The sequence below is a fragment of the Isoptericola halotolerans genome, from assembly GCF_013149785.1.
GTDB lineage: Bacteria > Actinomycetota > Actinomycetes > Actinomycetales > Cellulomonadaceae > Isoptericola > Isoptericola halotolerans.
In genome coordinates, this window is the sequence record NZ_JABEZU010000005.1 from 285,225 (window position 1) to 304,719 (window position 19,495).

Annotated in this window: 15 protein-coding genes and 1 tRNA gene; 7 read left to right on the top strand and 9 right to left on the bottom strand. The window is 71.3% G+C overall.

Translation table 11 applies throughout. The annotated features are described in order from the left end of the window. Window positions 1-50 precede the first annotated feature (50 nt). The 6 genes from HDG69_RS19250 to HDG69_RS18255 all read right to left on the bottom strand — a co-directional run bounded on the left by HDG69_RS19250 (window position 51) and on the right by HDG69_RS18255 (window position 8,293). A complete protein-coding gene (locus tag HDG69_RS19250) occupies window positions 51-3,218 on the bottom strand; it encodes a choice-of-anchor G family protein (protein ID WP_246256770.1) in 3,168 nt (1,055 codons plus the stop codon). Window positions 3,219-3,353: 135 nt separating this feature from the next. After that, the gene (locus tag HDG69_RS18235; RefSeq protein WP_171785240.1) at window positions 3,354-4,604 is read right to left on the bottom strand and encodes a beta-ketoacyl-[acyl-carrier-protein] synthase family protein; all 1,251 of its coding nucleotides are present in this window, start codon (window positions 4,602-4,604) and stop codon (window positions 3,354-3,356) included. Between the two features lie 99 nt (window positions 4,605-4,703). Next, window positions 4,704-4,952, bottom strand: coding sequence for an acyl carrier protein (locus HDG69_RS18240; RefSeq protein ID WP_106269616.1), 249 nt, complete (start codon window positions 4,950-4,952; stop codon window positions 4,704-4,706). Window positions 4,953-5,056: 104 nt separating this feature from the next. After that, window positions 5,057-6,064, bottom strand: coding sequence for a beta-ketoacyl-ACP synthase 3 (locus tag HDG69_RS18245; protein WP_171785241.1), 1,008 nt, complete (start codon window positions 6,062-6,064; stop codon window positions 5,057-5,059). After that, complete coding sequence (locus HDG69_RS18250; RefSeq protein ID WP_171785242.1) at window positions 6,061-7,032, bottom strand: acyltransferase domain-containing protein; 972 nt, start codon at window positions 7,030-7,032, stop codon at window positions 6,061-6,063. The genes HDG69_RS18245 and HDG69_RS18250 overlap by 4 nt, the downstream gene beginning before the upstream one ends. Before the next feature lie 97 nt (window positions 7,033-7,129). Next, window positions 7,130-8,293: a PucR family transcriptional regulator gene (locus HDG69_RS18255; RefSeq protein WP_171785243.1), complete on the bottom strand. Its 1,164-nt coding sequence runs from the start codon at window positions 8,291-8,293 to the stop codon at window positions 7,130-7,132. A 108-nt stretch (window positions 8,294-8,401) separates the two neighbouring features. Here HDG69_RS18255 and HDG69_RS18260 point away from each other — a divergent pair, with 108 nt between their 5' ends. Further along, window positions 8,402-9,097, top strand: a complete 696-nt coding sequence (locus HDG69_RS18260) for a hypothetical protein (RefSeq protein WP_171785244.1) — start codon at window positions 8,402-8,404, stop codon at window positions 9,095-9,097. Window positions 9,098-9,185: 88 nt separating this feature from the next. Here the strand turns inward: HDG69_RS18260 and aceE are convergent, their stop codons facing one another. Next, window positions 9,186-11,933 carry a pyruvate dehydrogenase (acetyl-transferring), homodimeric type gene (gene aceE / locus HDG69_RS18265; protein ID WP_171785245.1) on the bottom strand — a complete coding sequence of 916 codons (2,748 nt, stop codon included), beginning with the start codon at window positions 11,931-11,933 and terminating at the stop codon, window positions 9,186-9,188. Between the two features lie 330 nt (window positions 11,934-12,263). On the opposite strand from aceE, the gene HDG69_RS18270 reads away from it, so the two are divergent. From HDG69_RS18270 to HDG69_RS18285, 4 genes are all read left to right on the top strand, one after another. Next, window positions 12,264-12,668 (top strand): DUF3052 family protein, encoded by a 405-nt coding sequence (locus HDG69_RS18270; RefSeq protein ID WP_171785246.1) that lies wholly within the window; start codon window positions 12,264-12,266, stop codon window positions 12,666-12,668. A 5-nt stretch (window positions 12,669-12,673) separates the two neighbouring features. Next, window positions 12,674-13,138 carry a peroxiredoxin gene (locus HDG69_RS18275; protein WP_171785247.1) on the top strand — a complete coding sequence of 155 codons (465 nt, stop codon included), beginning with the start codon at window positions 12,674-12,676 and terminating at the stop codon, window positions 13,136-13,138. Between the two features lie 118 nt (window positions 13,139-13,256). Further along, a tRNA-Val gene (locus HDG69_RS18280) sits at window positions 13,257-13,333 on the top strand. 359 nt (window positions 13,334-13,692) lie between these two features. Then, entirely contained in the window at window positions 13,693-14,217 is a 525-nt protein-coding gene (locus tag HDG69_RS18285; RefSeq protein WP_171785248.1) for a flavodoxin family protein, read from the top strand. A 14-nt stretch (window positions 14,218-14,231) separates the two neighbouring features. Here the strand turns inward: HDG69_RS18285 and HDG69_RS18290 are convergent, their stop codons facing one another. After that, window positions 14,232-14,684: an SRPBCC family protein gene (locus HDG69_RS18290; protein WP_171785249.1), complete on the bottom strand. Its 453-nt coding sequence runs from the start codon at window positions 14,682-14,684 to the stop codon at window positions 14,232-14,234. 202 nt (window positions 14,685-14,886) lie between these two features. Between HDG69_RS18290 and HDG69_RS18295 the strand changes: the two genes are divergently transcribed. Together HDG69_RS18295 and HDG69_RS18300 are read left to right on the top strand one after the other, a co-directional pair. Then, window positions 14,887-16,641, top strand: coding sequence for an AMP-binding protein (locus HDG69_RS18295; protein ID WP_171785250.1), 1,755 nt, complete (start codon window positions 14,887-14,889; stop codon window positions 16,639-16,641). After that, window positions 16,638-17,609: a bile acid:sodium symporter gene (locus tag HDG69_RS18300; RefSeq protein WP_171785251.1), complete on the top strand. Its 972-nt coding sequence runs from the start codon at window positions 16,638-16,640 to the stop codon at window positions 17,607-17,609. Before HDG69_RS18295 ends, HDG69_RS18300 begins: the two co-directional genes overlap by 4 nt. A 44-nt stretch (window positions 17,610-17,653) precedes the next feature. Here HDG69_RS18300 and HDG69_RS18305 read toward each other — a convergent pair whose 3' ends face one another. Continuing rightward, window positions 17,654-19,414 (bottom strand): serine/threonine-protein kinase, encoded by a 1,761-nt coding sequence (locus HDG69_RS18305; RefSeq protein WP_171785252.1) that lies wholly within the window; start codon window positions 19,412-19,414, stop codon window positions 17,654-17,656. Between the last annotated feature and the right edge of the window lie 81 nt (window positions 19,415-19,495).

Here is a 19,495-nt window from a genome sequence, read left to right on the forward strand (position 1 = left end):
GCGCGACGTGTGTCGCGCCGGGTCGCCGGGTCATGGTGCGGTGGCCGGACTCAGTCGGTCACCGACTGCGAGCGACGCTTCGCCGCACGGAGGGCCACGGTACCCGCACCGGTCAGGAGGAACGCGAGCGCAAGATACATCGCGATCTCCGAACCGGTCTTCGGGAGCGTGCCTCCGGTCCCGCCGGTGGTGACGGTGGTCGTGCCTCCCGGGGAGGCGCTACCACCGTTGCTACCGGGGGAACCAGGGGAACCGGCCGCGTCGGACGGGGTCAGGTAGACCTCGAACGCCGCGACGACCGAGTCGCCCACGTCGACGCTGGTGGCGGTACCCGTGTGCGGGCCCACCTCGAAGTCGGCCGGGACGACGAACGTCCAGCTGACCTCACCGTCGTCGTTCGCGGTCTGGACCGTGAGGTTGAGCGGCTCGGAGTTGATCCGCGCCTGGACCTCTTCGCCAGGCTCGAAGCCCCCGGCGTTGAAGGTCTGCTCCTCGCCACGCTGGACCCGCTCCTCGTCGAAGTCGGCCGTCAGCATGCGCTCGTCCTCGTCACCGTCGACCTCAACGCCGTCGACCTCGACACCGTCAACTTCAACGCCGTCGACCTCGACACCGTCAACTTCAACGCCGTCGACCTCGACACCGTCAACTTCAACGCCGTCGACCTCGACACCGTCGACCTCAACGCCGTCGACCTCGACACCGTCGACCTCGACACCGTCGACCTCGACACCGTCGACCTCAACGCCGTCGACCTCGACACCGTCGACCTCGACACCGTCGACCTCGACACCGTCGACCTCGACACCGTCGACCTCGACACCGTCGACCTCGACACCGTCGACCTCAACGCCGTCGACCTCGACACCGTCAACTTCAACGCCGTCAACTTCAACGCCGTCGACCTCGACACCGTCAACTTCAACGCCGTCAACTTCAACGCCGTCGACCTCGACACCGTCGACCTCGACACCGTCAACTTCAACGCCGTCGACCTCAACGCCGTCGACCTCGACACCGTCAACTTCAACGCCGTCAACTTCAACGCCGTCGACCTCGACGCCGTCGACCTCGACACCGTCAACTTCAACGCCGTCGACCTCGACACCGTCGACCTCGACGCCGTCGACCTCGACACCGTCGACCTCAACGCCGTCGACCTCGACACCGTCGACCTCGACACCGTCAACTTCAACGCCGTCGACCTCGACACCGTCAACTTCGACACCGTCAACTTCAACACCGTCGACCTCGACACCGTCGACCTCGACACCGTCGACCTCAACGCCGTCGACCTCGACACCGTCAACTTCAACACCGTCGACCTCGGTGCCCTCATCCACGATGCTCAGGGGAGCTTCTGCTTCCTGGCCGGTGGTGTCGTCGATGCCGACCGCGGTGTAGTCGCCCTCGGGGGTGCCCTCGGGGATCTCCACCGGGGTGGTGAAGTTGCCCTCAGCGTCCGTGGGCACGTCGGGAACCGTCGCGATGACGGTGCCCTCGGAGTCGCGGATCTCCACCGTGACGGTCGAGTCCGGGGTGTAGCCGGTGCCCTCCACGGTGACCGTGTCGCCGGGCTCGGCGACGTCGGGCGTGACGGTGACGGCCAGGTCGAGCTGGGCCTCCACGGCGCGCACCGTGGACGAGGCCAGCGTGACCTGAGCGAGCGGGCCGGCCGGAACCAGCGTCAGAGTGAGCGCCCGCTGCGTGAACGACTCCGTACCCGTCGGGTCGTGGGGATCGACGTCGCCCGGCTGCTCCTGCACGTTGGCCACGAGGCTGACGAGCTCGTTCAGCGCCTCGAAGGCCGGCGACAGCGTGGTCAGCAGCGGGTCGGTCACCTCGGACGTGATGGTGCCCGCGAGCGTGCTCACCACACCCGTCGGTCCGAACAGCACGTCGTTGAGCGGCCCGGCGAGGCCGTTCACCAGGTCGCCCAGAGGCAGGACCAGCGGGATACCGGAGAGCGAGATGCTGATCGTCGCGTCACCCGGGTCGACCGTGCCAGCCACGACGTCCCCGAGGGTCGTGTCGAGGATGATGTTCAGGTCGAGCAGATCGGGCGTGAGCGGCAGCGGGTTCGGTACGTTCGCCTGGACGCTGACGAGCAGGTTCGCCGACCGCAGGGCCGTGTCGACGGCGTCGACGAGAGCCAGCGTCAGGTCGTCGAGAGCTGCGCTCAAGCCCGCGAGGATCGCGTTGATCGTCTCGTCGGACAGGACCTCGGTGTTCGGGTCCAGGCCGTTGAGCGATCCGTCGCCACCCAGGATCGTGTCCAGGTCGACGAAGACGGTGCCGTCGGCGACGTTGAGGATCACGCCCTCCTCGCCGAAGTTCTGCGCGAAGACCGGCGCGAGTGCGGCCTCGAGGTCGAGGTCGATGACGACCTCCGGCTCAAGGTCGGCGCCCAGGATGCCCAGGACCGGGTCGAGGACACCGAGAGCGTTGAGTGCACCCGCGAGAAGCCCGTCAGGCCCCACGAGCGAGTCGACAGCCGTCTGGACCACCGGTACGACGTCGTCGTAGACGAGCGACGAGACGTCGGAGACCGCGGGGCTCTCCATCCCGAACGTCGCGCCGGCGATCTGGTACTCCCCGGTCGGGTCGCCACCGGCAGGCCATGTCGCGCTGCTGGAGAGCGCACCCAGTTCGAGCTCGAGCTCGGAGAGGATCCCGTCGAGCCCGGCGTCTCCGAGCAATGGTGTCAACGACACGCTCGCGTCGGAGGGGAACTCGGCCGAGCCACCGACCTCGATCGCGCCCTGATCGCTGACGGCACCGGAGGCGGCCGTCGCGCCGTCCGCATCGGCGGCGGCGTACTGGTTCACCGCGCCGAGCTCGATGAGCCCGTTCTCGCCGAGCAGCGACAGGCCGCCACCCAGGTCGACCACGAGTGCGTTGAGCACCTCGGCGGCCAGCGGGTTGGTCTCGAGCTCGCTCCCGGAGGGGAACTCGGCGAGGGCACCTTCGACGGTCGCGAGGTCGTCCAGGTTGATACCCCCGGCGCTTCCACCGAGGAACTTGCCGAGCGCCTCGCTGTCATCCGTCGGTACCGCGTGAGCAGCAGGGACACCGGCCAGCGCGGCCGCTCCCGCCATTCCCGCCGCGACGGCGAAGGCCGCTGCGCCCCTGCGGCGCGCGCGTCTCCGCCGTCGTGTTGGTGGTGGGTTCGCCGGTTCTCGGCTGGCGATGCCGTCGTGCAGGCGCGATGCGGCCATGAGTGCCCCCCTAAAGGCGGTGAGTTGCCGAGCAATAGTCGCTTGCGGCACTCACGCTAGGTGAGGTATCTCACTTTCGCGACCGGGGGAGACTTCACCCGCAGTTTTCACCCGGTCGGCGTCAGGGGCCTGAAATCAGGCGTTCGCGACCGCCAGCGCGACGTTGTGGCCCCCGAAACCGAAGGAGTTGTTGATCGCCACGACGTCGCCGTCGGGCAGCGCCGACGGGGTGTCACGGACCAGCGGGACCTGGAGCTCCGGGTCGGGGTTGACCACGTTGATGGTCGGGGGAGCGAGCCGCTCGTGCACCGCCTTGACGGTGAACAGCGTCTCCAGGGCGCCTGCCCCGCCGAGCAGGTGCCCCGTCATCGACTTCGTCGCCGAGAGCTGGACGTGGTCGGCGTCGGCACCCAGCAGCGACCGGATCGAGCGGGTCTCCGTCAGGTCCCCGACCTTGGTGGAGGTGGCGTGCGCGTTGACGTGCACGACGTCCGCGCCCGTCGCGTCGGCGTCGGCCAGAGCACGGCGCATCGCCGCGACCTGGCCCTTGCCGTCGGGGTCGGGGGACGTGATGTGGTAGGCGTCGGAGGAGAGACCCACCCCGGCGAGACGGGCGTACACCCTGGCGTTGCGGGCCGCGGCGTGCTCCGCACTCTCGAGGACGACGACGGCGGCGCCCTCACCGATGACGAACCCGTCGCGGTCGACGTCGTACGGGCGCGAGGCGCCGGCCGGGTCGTCATTGCGCAGCGAGAGGGTGCGCGACGCGGCGAAGGCCGCGATCGGCATGGGGTGGATCGTTGCCTCGGTGCCGCCGCAGACCACGACGTCGGCCCGCCCGGCACGGATCATGTCGATGCCGTAGCCGATCGCCTCGGCGCCCGAGGCGCACGCGGAGACCAGCGAGTGCGCGCCGGCCTGCGCGCCGAACTCCAGGGACACGTACGCCACGGGGGAGTTGGGCATGAGCATCGGGACGGTCATCGGCAGCACGCGCCGCGCGCCACGCTCACGCAGGGTGTCCCAGCCGTCCAGGGTGGTCCAGATCCCTCCGATGCCGGAGGACACCACGGCGCCGAGCCGCTCGCCGTCGACCTCGGGTGCGCCGGCGTCCTGCCATGCCTCGCGGGCCGCGATCATCGCGTACTGCGTGGACGGGTCCATACGCTTGATCTCCGGGCGCGGGAGGACGTCCTCCGGCTTGACCTTGATGGTCGCCGCGAACGTGACGGGGATGCCGTACTTCTCCGCCCAGTCGTTGTCCATGGTCCGCGCACCCGACTCGCCGGCCAGCGCAGCCGACCACGTGCTGGGCACGTCCCCGCCGAGCGGGGTGGTGGCGCCGAGGCCGGTGACGACGACGTCGCGTGAGGCAGCTGCGGTCATGGTGGAGCTCCTGGGTTCGGTGGGGATGGTGCGAGGGGCCGCGCGGGCGGGCCGGGAGGGCCTGCCCGCGCGGCGACGCGGTGCGTCGTCGGTCAGGCCTCAGGCCTGGGCGCCCTCGATGTACTTCACGGCGTCGCCGACGGTGGCGAGGTTCTTGACCTCGTCGTCCGGGATGCGCACGCCGAACTTGTCCTCGGCGTGGGTGACGATCGTCATCATCGACAGCGAGTCGATGTCGAGGTCGTCGGTGAAGGACTTCTCGGCGACGACGGCGTCCGTCGGCAGACCGGTCTCCTCGGCGACGATCTCTGCGAGGCCCTCGAGGATCTCGGAAGCGGTGTGAGCCATGGGGTGCGTCTCTCCTTGTACGTGGTGCCGGCCGTCCGGCACCGGGTCGGGGTGTGGCAGTGCGATTCTCGCGCACCACCGGGTTCGGACTCTACGGGGCGTGGCTACGGGAGCACGACCACCTGGGCGGCGTAGACGAGCCCTGCGCCGAACCCGATCTGCAGGGCGAGGTCGCCCGAGCGGGCCTTCCCCTCGGTGAGCAGCCGTTCGGTGGCGAGCGGGATCGACGCCGCCGAGGTGTTCCCGGAGTCGGCGATGTCGCGGGCGACGACCACGTGCTCGGGCAGCCCGAGCTGCTTGACCATCTGGTCGATGATCCGCATGTTCGCCTGGTGCGGCACGAACACCTGGATGTCGTCCGGCTCGACGCCCGCCTCGGCCATGGCCTTGGCCGCGATGGGCGCCATCTGGAAGCTCGCCCACTTGAAGACGGTCTGCCCGTCCTGACGCAGCGTGGGCATGCCGAGGGAGCCGTCGGCCGCGAGCTCCCGCAGGGAGTGCGTCTGACGGATCGCCTGTGCCTTGGAGCCGTCCGAGCCCCAGACCGTGGGTCCGATGCCGGGGGTGTCCGAGGCGCCCACCACGGCGGCGCCGGCGCCGTCCCCGAGCAGGAACGAGATGGTCCGGTCGGTCGGGTCGACGATGTCGCTCAGCTTCTCCGCGCCGATCACCAGGACGTTGCGTGCCGCCCCGGAGCGCACGAGGGCGTCCGCCTGGCCGATGCCGTACGCGTACCCGGCGCACGCCGCCGAGATGTCGTAGGCCGCGGCAGGGGTCGCGCCGAGGCGGTCCGCCAGGACCGCCGCGCCCGACGGGGTCTGGTGGAAGTAGGTGATCGTGGACAGGATCACCGCGTCGATGTCCGCGCCGGTCAGACCGGCGTCGTCGAGCGCCTTGCGGGCCGCGGCCTCGGCGAGGTCGAGCACGTCGACGTCGGCCGTGGCACGGCGTCGCGTGACGATGCCGGTGCGCTGGCGGATCCACTCGTCGGAGGAGTCGATCGGCCCGGCCACGTCGTCGTTGGTGACGGTCTCGCTGCCGCGCTCCGCGGCCACCGAGAGCAGCCGCGAGTACCGGACGGGCTCGGCCTGGCGCAGCGCCTTGCGGGTCACGCCGCCGCCCCGACCACGGAGTGGCGGGCGACGAGGTCACGGGCGGCCTCGACGTCGTCGGGCGACTTCACGGCGACCGACTCGACGCCCTTGAGCGCCCGCTTGGCCAGCCCGGTCAGGACGCCGCCGGGGGCGAGCTCGAGGATGCCCGTGACCCCCCGCTCGGCCAGCGTCTCCTGGCACCGGTCCCAGCGGACCGGTGCGGTGACCTGGGCGGTGAGGCGGGTCAGCACGTCGGTCGACCGGCCGTGGCCGTGCGCGCCCTCTCCGAGCCGTGAGTAGTCCTCGCCGTCGGCGTTGCTGAGCAGCGGCAGCCGCGGGTCGGTCGCGAGCCAGGTGGTGGCGACCTTCTCGAAGGACGCGCGCGCGGGCTCCATGAAGGGGGTGTGGAACGCCCCGGCGACCGGCAGCGGGATCACCCGGGTGCGCGCCGGCGGGTTCTCGGCCAGAGCGGCGAGACGTTCGGTGTCCCCGGCGGCGACGACCTGCCCACCGCCGTTGACGTTGGCCGGGAAGAGCCCGGCGGCCTCGATCGCGGCCAGGACCTCGTCGGGGTCGCCGCCGACGACGGCGCTCATCCCGGACGGACCGGCCGCGGCCGCGTCGGCCATGGCCCGGGCGCGGTGCGAGACGAGGCCGACGGCGCCGGCGTCGTCGAGCACCCCGGCGACGGCCGCGGCGGAGAGCTCGCCGACCGAGTGCCCGGCGGTGACGTCGACGACATCGGGGGTGGCCCGTCCGTCGAGGATCGCGCGCAGCGCGAGGAGCGAGGCCGAGACGATGAGCGGCTGGGCGACGGCCGTGTCACGGATGGTGTCCGCGTCCGACGTGGTCCCGTGGAGCGTGAGGTCGCTGCCCGCGGCGGCGGAGAACGAGTCGAGCAGGTCGGCGGTGCCGGGCAGCTCCAGCCAGGGGCTGAGCATCCCGGGGGTCTGAGAGCCCTGTCCAGGGCAGACGACGGCGAGCACGTGACCACGGTGCCACCTGCGGCGCCTCGGGGAGCGTGGCGACCCGTACCAACCTCACCAGGGCCGGTTGTGGGAATCGTCAACGCGCCCCGCACGCTCAGTCCTCGACGTCGACCTGCCCGAGGGCGAGAGCGATCTGCAGGACGAACGACTCACGGGCGTCGAGCGGGTCCCAGCCGGTGATCTCCGAGACCTTGCGCAGCCGGTAGCGGACGGTGTTGGGGTGGACGTACAGGCGCCGGGCGGCCGCTTCCAGGGAGCGGCCCGTGCCGAGGTAGGCCGACAGGGTGTCCAGCACGGAACCGGTGGCCTCCTGCAGCGGGCGGTAGGCCTGGGCCACCAGGATCCTGCGCGCCGTCCGGTCACCTGTCAGGACGCGCTCGGGCAGCAGGTCGTCGGCCGGGACCGGACGCGGGGCCTGGGGCCAGGCCGGCGCGGCCGCCAGGCCCGCCAGGGCGGCGCGGGCCGACGCCGGAGTCTCGGTGATGCTCGCCACCACGGGGCCGAAGACCACCGGTCCGGGGCCGAACCGACCCAGCAGCGAACCGGCCGCCGCCTGCAGGTCGTTCTCGCCGCCGAGCACGAGCACGAGCCGGTCCCCGTGGATGCCCACGAGGGTGTCGCCGGCAGCCCGGCGGGCAGCCCGCCGCAGGTCCGCGGTGCCGACGTCGTCGAGCCCCGACGTCGCCTCGCCGACGACCACCAGCGCCTGACCGCGCCCGCTCCACCCCAGGGCCGACACCCGCGACCGCAGGGCGTCGTCGGTGTCGCCCCGCACGATGGCGTCGACCACCAGGGCCTCCAGCCGGGCGTCCCAGGCGCCCCGCACCTCGGCGGCGCGGGCGTAGACCTCGGCCGCGGAGAAGGCGACCTCGCGCGAGTACCGCAGGACGGCCTCGCGCAGCTCGCGCTCGTAGCCGGGCGAGGCGATCTGGTCCGAGTGCGACTCGACGACGTCCACCATGAGGCGCACGAGCTGCAGCGTGTGCTGCAGCGAGATCGAGCGGGTCAGCTCCGGGGGAGCCGCGGCGAACATCTCACCGACGCCGTGCGGAGTCTGCTTCGGGTCGGCGAACCAGGTGGCGAACGCGTTGATGCCGGTCTGGGCGACGAGCGCGACGTAGGACCGGTCCTCGGCGGGGAGCTGGCGGTACCAGACCACCTCCTCGTCGAGGCGGCGCATGGCTGCGGCGGTGAGCAGCCCGAGGCCTTCGCGGACGCGCTGGACGTTCTCGTCGCGCGAGACGGTCGAGGTCGACATGCGTCGAGGATAGAGCCATCGTTGTGGGGAGTGCACAAACGTCTCGCCACGGCGGGCGCCGACAGTTCTCGACCGACCTCGACGGCGGTCACCCGATATGGTCGTGGTATGGCTCTCATGCCCCGACTACGCCAGCTGCTGCGCCGGCAACGCTCGACGTCGCGCGTCGGCACCCGGCGCCCCAGCGAGACCCGTCGCTACGGCGACACCGTGCACGAGGACGCGCTGCGCGCGATGCTGCACGACGACCCCAACGATGCCCCTGCCTTCGAGGCCCTGGCCGAGCTGGTGCGCCGGCGAGCGGTGGAGCCTTCGACCGAGGACCCGCTCACCGCGCCGGAGGAGGAGGCCGACCGGCAGCAGGACGCGGACCTCGCGGTCTGGTCCCTGGCCGAGGAGCTCGCCGGGCACCCCAAGGCGTGGCGGCCGCTGCTCGAGCTCGGCAGGCTGTCCGTGGCGGAGGACCCTGAGGGCGCCGCACGCCGGTTCGCCACCGCCGCCGAGCGGGACAGGTCGGGTGCTGCCCTCGCGGAGAGCCTGCAGGTCCTGCGTGACGCCGGCATGCCGGTGGAGGCGCTCGGCCTGGGGATCGGCCACTGGCGCGTGCGGGAGCAGACGCCGGAGGTGGGCCGCCAGCTCGTGCTCGCGGCGCTGGAGGCGGAGCGGGTCTTCGAGGCCAAGCAGCACCTGTCCACCCTCGCCGAGCACCCGGACTCCTCCGCCGTGGCAGCGATGCGGGCAGAGCTCGAGCAGGCCGTCGCCGCGGCGGAGGCCACCGACCTGTCGCCCGGCTCGCCGCGGTAGACCCGCGCTCGGGCGACGCGCCCCGGACGACGGCGGCCCCCGCACCGGTGGATCGGTGCGGGGGCCGCCGTGTGCCGTGGTCAGGCGGTCAGCTGTCGCCGCCCACCGAGCCGGACGTGCCGGCCGTGACGTCCGTGAGGCGGTACTTCTCGACGGCCTGGGCCACGACCTCGCGGGGCACCTCGCCACGACGGGCGAGCTGCTGCAGCGTCTTGACGACCATCGACGGGCCGTCGATGAGGAAGTGCCGGCGGGCAGCGGCGCGGGTGTCGGAGAACCCGAAGCCGTCGGCACCCAGCACCGCGTAGTCGCCCGGGACCCAGGCACGGATCTGGTCGGGGACCAGGTGGTCGTAGTCGCTGGAGGCGACGAACGGACCGGAGGCGTCGGAGAGCTTCTGCGTCACGTAGGGGACCCGCGGCTCGGACGCCGGGTCGATCAGCGCGTCCTTCTCGGCCGCGAGCGCGTCGCGGCGCAGCTCGTTCCAGCTCGTCACCGACCACACGTCCGCCGAGACACCCCAGTCGTCGCGCAGCAGCTGCTGCGCCTCGAGCGCCCACGGCACACCCACGCCCGACGCGAGGAGCTGGGCCTTGGGACCCTCGCCCTGCTCGACCGAGATGCGGTGGATGCCGCGCAGGATGCCGTCGACGTCCACGTCCTCGGACTCGGCCGGCTGGACCATCGGCTCGTTGTACACCGTGAGGTAGTACATGACGTTCTGGTCCCGGCCGTCCGACCCGTCGCCGTACATGCGCTCGATGCCGTCCCGCACGATGTGCCGGATCTCGTAGCCGTAGGCGGGGTCGTACTGCACGATGGCGCTGTTCGTCCCGGCCAGCAGCGGCGAGTGGCCGTCGGCGTGCTGCAGGCCCTCGCCGGTCAGCGTGGTGCGTCCCGCCGTCGCGCCGATGATGAAACCGCGCGTGAGCTGGTCGCCGGCCGCCCAGAACTGGTCGCCCGTGCGCTGGAAGCCGAACATCGAGTAGAAGATGTAGAACGGCACCATGTGCTCGCCGTGGGTGGCGTACGACGTGCCGACCGCCTGGAACGCGGCGGCCGAGCCGGCCTCGTTGATGCCGGTGTGCATGATCTGCCCGGCCTCGGACTCCTTGTAGCTCAGCATGAGCTCGCGGTCCACGGCGAGGTAGTTCTGGCCGGCGGTGTTGAAGATCTTCGCGCTCGGGAAGATCGCGTCCAGGCCGAAGGTGCGCGCCTCGTCCGGGATGATCGGCACGACGCGCGGCCCGATCTCCTTGTCCTTGATGAGGTCCTTGAGCAGGCGCACGAACGCCATGGTGGAGGCGACCTCCTGCGTGCCCGACCCCTTCTTGAGCAGCTCGTACGTCTTCGGCTCCGGCAGGGTGACCGGCTTCGGCGTGGAGCGGCGCTCGGGGACGAAGCCGCCGAGCTGGCGGCGGCGCTCGAGCATGTACTGCACGGCGTCGTCGTCCATGCCGGGGTGGAAGTACGGCGGCAGGTTCGGCTCGGCGTCGATCTGCTCGTCCGACAGCGGGATGTGCAGCGTGTCGCGCAGCACCTTGAGGTCGGTGTTCTTGACCTTCTTCATCTGGTGCGTGGCGTTGCGGCCCGCGAACCCGGAGCCCAGGGCGTAGCCCTTGACCGTCTGGGCGAGGATGACGGTCGGCTGGCCGGTGTGGGCGCGGGCGGCGGCGTACGCGGCGTAGATCTTGCGGTAGTCGTGCCCGCCGCGCTTCATGTTCCAGATGTCGTCGTCGGTCATCTTCTCGACGAGGGCCTTGGTGCGCGGGTCGCGACCGAAGAAGTGCTCGCGGATGAACGCACCGGACTCGGCCCGGTAGGTCTGGAAGTCGCCGTCCGGCGTGGAGTTCATGAGGTTGACCAGGGCGCGGTCCTTGTCCGCGTTGAGCAGCGCGTCCCACTCGCGGCCCCAGACGACCTTGATGACGTTCCAGCCGGCACCGCGGAACTGCGCCTCGAGCTCCTGCATGATCTTGCCGTTGCCGCGCACCGGGCCGTCGAGGCGCTGCAGGTTGCAGTTGACCACGAAGGTGAGGTTGTCGAGCCCCTGGTGGGCGGCGTGCTGGATGAGGCCGCGCGACTCCGGCTCGTCCATCTCGCCGTCGCCGAGGAACGCCCAGACGTCCTGCTGGCTGGTGTCCTTGATCCCGCGGTTGTGCAGGTACCTGTTGGTCCAGGCCTGGTAGATGGCCGACGCGGGGCCGAGGCCCATCGAGACCGTCGGGAACTCCCAGAAGTCCGGCATGAGGCGCGGGTGCGGGTAGGACGGCAGGCCGCCACCCGCATGCGACTTCTCCTGGCGGAACCCGTCGAGCTGGTCCGCGGAGAGCCGGCCCTCGAGGTAGGCGCGGGAGTACATGCCGGGCGAGGAGTGCCCCTGGAAGTACACCTGGTCGCCGCCGCCGGCGTGGTCCTTGCCGCGGAAGAAGTGGTTGAGGCCGACCTCGGTGAGGGTCGCCACGGACGCGTAGGAGGAGATGTGCCCGCCGACGGAAAGGCCCGGACGCTGCGCGCGGGTCACCATGACAGCGGCGTTCCAGCGGTTCCAGGAACGGTACTTCCGCTCCAGCGCCTCGTCACCCGGGAAGTAGGGCTCCTCGTGAACGCCGATGGTGTTGACGTACGGGGTCGCCACCGACGTGGGGATCTGCACGCTGCGCTCACGGGCGCGCCGCAGGAGATTGAGCATGACGTAGCGGGCCCGCGGGCCGCCCTTGTCGTCGATCAGACCGTCGAGGGACTCCACCCACTCCGAGGTCTCGGACGGGTCGATGTCCGGCACAGCGCTGAGCAGACCGTCGATCAGCGGTCCGGTCTCGTCGTACGAAGCCACCAGCAACCTCTCTCTTCTGCGGGCTGCCGCCGTGGACCGGCGACCGCTCGTGTCAGGCGTCCCGTGCAGGGTCGGCCGCGTCGCCGGGGTCGCGACGGCGCGGGTCACCCACGGGTGGTCACTACTCATTGTGTCCTGACTTTCTCCGCCCGGACACCAGGTGGCGGTCAAGAATCCGTGATCTACGTCATGGTGAGGAGTCCGCAGTCGGTCGAAGGTGGGAGCGGGGCCGGTGGACCGGCGCGCATCACGGCTCCGCGTGCACTACCTTGACGCTCACAGGCGCACCGCAGGGTGCGCCTGACGACGACGGAAGGAACGTAGGTCCACGTGGGACAGCAGGCGGACAACCCGGCCGAGCGCTTCGGGTTCACCACCGGTCAGGTCGTGCAGGAGTTCGGGTGGGACGACGACGTGGACGAGCCTCTGCGTGACGCGCTCGAGGGCGTCATCGGCGGCGAGCTCGTGGACGAGGACTACGACGACGTGATCGACGGCGTCGTCGTGTGGTGGCGCAAGGAGGACGGCGACCTGACGGACATGCTGGTGGACGTCCAGACGGCGCTCGACGACGGTGGCAACGTCTGGCTGCTCACCCGCAAGCCGCGTCGTGAGGGCCACGTGGCGCACGACGAGATCATGGAGGCCGCCAGCACGGCCGGCCTGCACGCGACCAGCACCTTCGCGGCCGGCGAGGACTGGTCCGCCACGCGGCTGGCGGCCAGCGGCCGGTAGACCCGATGGACGGCACCGCCCCGCGCGCCGGCGACCCGGCTCCGGACCTCACGCTGCCCGACACGCACGGTACGCCCACGCACCTCGCCGACCTTCGCGGCGAGAGCGTGCTCGTGGTGTTCTTCCCGTTCGCCTTCTCCGGGACCTGCACCGGGGAGCTGCGCGAGCTGCACGAGAACGTCGAGGACTTCGAGGCTGCCGGTGTGCGCCTCCTGGCGGTCTCGACCGACCCGGTGTTCGCGCTCAAGGCGTGGCACGAGGTCGAGGGGTTCGGGTTCGACCTGCTCAGCGACTTCTGGCCGCACGGCGCCGCCGCGCGTGCCTACGGGATCTTCGACGAGTCCTCCGGGCACGCCCTCCGTGGCTCCTTCCTGATCGACGCTGACGGCATCGTGCGCTGGTCGGTGGTCCGCCCGCGCGGCCGCCGACGTGACCTCGAGGACTACCGGGCGGCGCTCGCGGAGCTGTGAGCCCACCGGCGCGGTAGGCGCGCCGCCGTCGAGCCTGTCGGCGGGCATCGTTCGAGCCGGGCCCCGGGGCCCGGTATCCTTTCCTGCGCTGCCGGGGTCGCCGCCCCCGGGGTAGCGAGGGCCTGTAGCTCAGTTGGTCAGAGCGCCACGTTTACACCGTGGATGTCGGGGGTTCGAGTCCCTCCGGGCCCACCACGTGCGAGGACGCGCTCCGTCCTGCCGTGTCGCTTCGGCAAGCACGGCTCGTCAGGCGAGGCGGCGGGCGTGCGACTCACGATCGGCCGAGGGCTCGCCCTCGTGGGTGGCCAGGAACGCCTCGTGCAGCGCTGCGCTGGTGAGCGGGCGTACGACGGCGTCCTCGACTTCGCCTGGTCGTTCTCGGCTGTGTCGCGCTCGCGGCCTTCCCTCTGTCCCCGCTCGCGGCGGGGGGACCTCTGGCCTCGTGAACCAGGACCAACGGCCCTGTCCGGACACGGGTGTCCCTGCCACGGTGGAACCACCAGCTGATCCTCCGGCGCCGGTGGAGCGCCACCTCGAGCAGAGAGCCGAGCATCATGTCCGCACTGGTGGTCTACGAGTCCAGCTTCGGCAACACCGCCCTCGTGGCACGTGCCGTCGGCGACGGGATCGCCGAACGCATGCCGGTGCGCGTGCGGTCGGTCGACAGCATCGGCGATGCGGGGGTCGACGGAGCAGACCTGGTCGTCATCGGTGGTCCCACCCATGCCTTCGGCATGAGCAGGCCCCAGACACGGCAGGACGCGCGGGAGCGGCTGGGCGACCAGCCGACGGCGTCACCGGGGATCCGGGAGTGGATCGACGGGCTCCGCCCGGACCAGGAGATCGCTCTCTACGCGACCTTCGACACCCGCGTGGAGAAGGTGCGTCATCTGCCCGGCTCGGCGGCGCACTCCGCGGCGCGGGCGCTCCGTCGCGACGGGCATCGCATCCTCGACCGCGGTGCGTCGTTCTACGTCGCCGGCCTCGAGGGTCCCTTGCTGCCGCACGAACGGGAGCGGGCACGCGAGTGGGGCGAGCTGCTGGCGCACCGGGCGCAGCAGATGCTGGCGCGGGCCTGACGGTCGCGAGGCCCTCACGCAGCGCGCCGGACGAGCGCCGCGAGGTGCGCGTTGCGCTGCCGGATCAGCCGACGCAGGGAGGGGACCAGCACCAGTCGCTCGGCGAGGTGCCCGAGCATCGGGGAGGCGACGGTGATGGTGTCCGTCATGCGCGTCGCGCCGGCGTCGTCGGTGAACTCGTGCTCGTGGACGAAGCTGCCGAAAGGGCCCGACACCTGCTCGTCGACGAACCGCCGCGGCCGGTCCAGCGCTGTGACCTGCACGGTCATGCGGAACCAGATGCCGAGGTGTCGTGCTCGCCACGTGACGGTCTCACCCAGCCCGATGCTGCCGCGGACGACGCCCGCGACCGCGCGCTCGCTGGACGCCGCCATGGAGTCGACGTGCGCGTCGATGCTCAGCGAGGCGTCGAAGAGCGCCTCGGGCGCGCACGGGCACCGGGTGACGATCTCGAAGGTCGTGGGCACCGGTGCATCGTGGCACACGACGTGACGTCGGGGGCGTTCCGCCGTCGAAGCCGTTCTGGCATACTCGCGGCATGCAACGTCGCAGGTGGTCGAGCCGTGCTCGGACGAGATGGTCATGGTCGCCCGTCGGCGACGCGCCATCATGGCCAGACCCAGGCCCAGACCGCGTGCGTGAGCGCGCGATCAGCGGGGACGGCCGACCATGAGCGCGGCTCCCTGGCACCGGTACTACCCGGACGGCACCTCGCCCGAGATCGACGAGCTGGCAGCCCGCCACGTGCCGGAGCTGTTGGGTGCCTCCGCCGCCGAGGACCCCGCGGCGGTCGCCTTCACCCAGTGCATGCCCAACGGCATGAACGGCTCGCTCCGCTACAGCGAGGTCGAGCGGCTCTCCGACCAGTTCGCGGTGTACCTGCGGGAGGTCGTCGGGCTGGTGGCCGGGGACCGTGTCGCGGTGCAGCTGCCCAACTGCCTCAGCTATCCGGTGGTGGCCTTCGGGATCCTCAAGGCCGGTTGTGTGCTGGTCAACACCAACCCCCTGTACACGGCGTCGGAGATGACGCACCAGTTCAGCGACTCCGGGGCCCGGGCGCTGGTCATCATCGACATGTTCGCGGACCGGCTGCCGAAGGCGCTCGCCTCGACCGGCATCGAGACCGTGGTCACGGTCCGGATCTCGGAGTTCTTCCCTGCCGTCGTCGCCGGCATCATCCGTGCCACCCAGCGCTACTGGAGCCGGTCCCTCCCACCCGTGAGCGTCGCGCACACGCCTCTGCGCGACGCCCTGGAGGCCGGCCGCGAGCGGATCGACGAGGGCGCCGCAGGCCCCGCGGCGTATCTCGAAGGGGTCGGACCCGACACGCTGGCCGTGCTGCAGTACACGGGCGGCACCACCGGCGTCTCCAAGGGGGCGATGCTGTCGCACGGGAATCTGGTGGCCAACACCGCTCAGATGCTCGCGATGTGCGGCACCCATCTGCGCCGTGGCGAGGAGACCGTGCTCACCGCGCTGCCGCTGTACCACGTGTTCGCCTTCACGGTGAATCTCATCGGCTTCTACCACATGCGAGGAAGGAACATCCTCGTCCCGTCCCCCCGACCTCCCAGCAACCTCAAGCGGGCCTTCGAGAACTACCGGATCACCTGGCTCACCGGCGTCAACACGCTGTTCAACGCGTTGCTCAACGAGCGATGGTTCCTCGACTACCCGCCCCGCAGCCTGCGGGCCTCGGCCGCCGGCGGCATGGCGCTGCACCAGCCGGTCGCCGAGCGTTGGCGCGAGGTCACCGGCACCCCCATCGTGGAGGGGTACGGCCTGACAGAGACCTCCCCGGTGCTGACCTTCAACCCGCTCGGTGGCACCGTCAAGGACGGCACGATCGGTATCCCCGTGCCCTCGACGACCGTCCGCTGCATCGACGACGCGGGCAACGTGCTTCCCGCGGGCGAGCCGGGAGAGCTGGTGGCACGGGGGCCACAGATCATGCAGGGGTACTGGCAGCGTGCTGACGAGACCGAGCACGCGCTGGTCGACGGCTGGCTGCACACCGGGGACATCGGCGAGATGGACGACGACGGCTACTTCCGGATCGTCGACCGCAAGAAGGACATGGTGCTGGTCAGCGGTTTCAACGTGTACCCCAACGAGGTCGAGGAGTGCATCGCGGCCATGCCGACCGTGCGTGAGGCGGGCGTGATCGGAGTGCCCGACCCGAAGACGGGAGAGGCGGTGCGTGCCTATGTCGTCGCCGATGATCCCGCACCGTCGCCGGACGAGATCGTCGCGCACTGCCGCGAGAGCTTGGCGGCCTACAAGGTGCCGCGGAGCATCGAGTTCCGCGACGAGCTGCCCAAGAGCCCGATCGGCAAGATCCTGCGCAAGGAGCTGCGCACCGACCCCGGACCTGCCACGACGTCGACGAACGACCCCGGCTCCGAGGAGGCGTCACCGCGATGAGCACGCCGCTGCACACGCTCGCCACCCAGGTGGTACCCCCTGCGGACCACGAGGTGGTCACCCAGTTCGAGCAGGTCATCCTGATCGTGCTGGTCTTCGTGATCATGTTCGGCCTCGGTGCGGGCCTGACACCGCGAGACTTCACCTCCGCGCTCCGCCGCCCCTGGGGCCTGATCATCGCGTGGCTCACCCAGTTCGGGATCATGCCGTTGCTCGCCTTCCTCCTGGTGCTCGGGTTGATCCTGCAGCTGCCGAGCGAGGTCGCCGCCCCCCTGGCCCTGGGCGCCCTGCTGATGGGCGCCGTGCCGGCCGGGACCACGTCGAACATCTTCACCTACTTCTCCAAGGGCAACCTCGGCCTGAGCGTCATGATGACGACCAACTCGACGTTGTGGGCCCTGCTCATGACGCCGCTGATGCTGTACCTGTACGGCACGCGGTTCATGCCGGCCGGTCTGGACCTGCAGATACCGATCGCCAACATCATCATCACGCTCGTGGTCATGCTGGTGCCCGTGGCGCTGGCCATGGTGATCCGCCGCTACTACCCCAACGTCGGTGCGGTGATGGAGCTGATGGGGGGCTTCTTCGGGCTGTTCTTCATCGTCTTCCTCGTGGTGACCTGGGTGCCCCGCAACTGGGTGCTGCTGTCGGGGACCTCGTGGCAGGTCTACGCGGTGACGATCTGCCTGGGTCTCTTCGGCATCGCGGTGGCGTACGGGATCGCGCGTGCGATCAAGATGCACCCGAAGGACGCACGGACCGTCGGGCTCGAGACCGGTATCCAGAACGGCCCGCTCGCCATCGCGATCATCCTGCTCAGCTTTCCTGCCAGCCCACAGCTGGGCCTGCTGCTGCTCGTGCCCGCGCTGTACTCGTTGTTCATCGTGATCGTGGCGACTTTCGTCACCCTGTACTTCCGTCGCGCCAACCTCGCCGAGGAGCAGAAGATCCCGAGCCTGCTGTGAGCACTCCGGCGTCACCCAGCGTGCGCTGCTGGGCGTACTGACAGCTAGGGCGCGGCGCCACCCTCGACCGGGGAGCCGTCGTCCACCGAGCCGTCACCGGGCGGTTCGGGCGCCGGGTCGGCCGTGGGTTCGGCCGTGGGTTCGGGCTCGGGTTCCGGCTCCGGCTCCGGTTCGGGCTCGGGTTCCGGTTCGGGTTCCGGTTCTGGTTCCGGTTCGGGCTCGGCGGTCGGCGTCGGGGTCGGGTCCTCGGTCACGTCCTGGGTGGGGGACGGGCTCGGCTCCGGTTCGGGCTCGGGTTCCGGTTCGGGTTCCGGTTCGGGCGCCGGGGCGGGGCGCGTCTCCGGCTCGGGCGGCGGGGCCGACGTGGGCTCCTGCGTGGGCGACGCCGTCGGCGAGGGCGACAGGCTCGGCACGACCGGGACGACGGGACCGTCGTCGTCGGTGTCCCGCAGCGACCAGAACGCGAAGGCTCCGGCGGCGACCACCAGGACCAGCGCGAGGACGAGGAGCAGCACCCGTCGACGGCGTGACGGAGTCTCGGGCGACGGCTCGTCCGGGGCGACGGTTGCCGCACCGACCGCGCCCGCTGCTGCCCCCGCCACGACGGTCGGCGTGGGCACGCCGTCGGCGGGGGTGGACGGAACGTCCGCCACGACCGTCGGCGCAGGCTCTCCCTCGGCCGGTGTGGTCGTCGGCTCGACCGCGCCGAGCTGGCGCGTGCGCTGGAGCTCGTCGCCGTCGCCCGCGGCCGCCGCCGCTGCGGCGGCCGCGACCCCCGCCGCTCCGACGACCGCGGTGCGGTTCGGGTCGTCCTCCGCGATCTGCCCCAGGGTCATCGTCTCGTCCGAGCCGGTGGCGGCGGCCGTGGTGGCGACCGCCCCCGCGCCCAGGATGGTCGCGGCGGCCGCGCGCATCTCCGCGGCGGAGTCGAACCGTCGTGCCGGGTCCTTGGCCATGGCCTGGGACACGAGACGGTCCACCGTCACCGGCACCGCGGCCCGGCGTGCGGACGGTGCGGGCACCGGTGCACCGACGTGGGCGCGGAGCACGTCGGCGGGCCGGGGACGCTCGAACGGCGCGTGACCGGTCAGCGCGAAGTACGCCAGCGCCCCGACGGAGTAGAGGTCGCTGCGTGCGTCGAGCGGTCGTCCTTGCGCCTGCTCGGGCGACATCCCGGTGACCGAGCCCGCGACGAGCTCGCCGTCTCCGTCGCCTCCGCCGGGGGCGGTCAGGCCGAGGTCGAGCAACCCGACCGTCAGCGCCCCGTCGTCGTGTCGCTCGGCGACGACGTTGCGTGGGCTGACGTCGCGGTGCACCAGGCCGGCGGCATGGACCGCTGCCAGCGCGTCGAGCAGCCCGTCGACCAGGGCGAGCGCCTCACGCCACGGCATGCCACGTCCGGCGGCCAGCTCGGACAAGAGGGTGCCGGGGAGGCGGCGGGTCAGCACCCAGGGCACGTCCGCTCCCGCGACCTCGTCCTCCCCGGTGTCGAGGACCTTCGACACGCCCGGATGGTCGATCAGCTCCGACGCCGCGATCTCGCGGGCCAGGGCGGCGCGGGCCGACTCGTCGTCGACCAGGTGCGGGTGCAGGACCTTGACCAGGAGCGCCGGTCCGGGCTCCGTATCGTCGGACGGACGGGCGTCGGAGGTGCCGTCGCCCGGGTCCCCGTCCGCCGCGGAGAGCCGCGAGGCCTCGTAGACGGTATAGGTGCCTCCCGTGCCGAGGATGGCCCCCAGCACGTACTTCCCGCCGATGACCACCTGGCCGGCCGGCGGCTCGTCGGTCGGCCCGGTCGGTGTCATGCCGCGCACGGTCGGCGGGCCGAGGTGTCGACGCGGTCCGTGCACCGCGGCACGGTGGTTCGGGTCATCTCAGTCATCTCA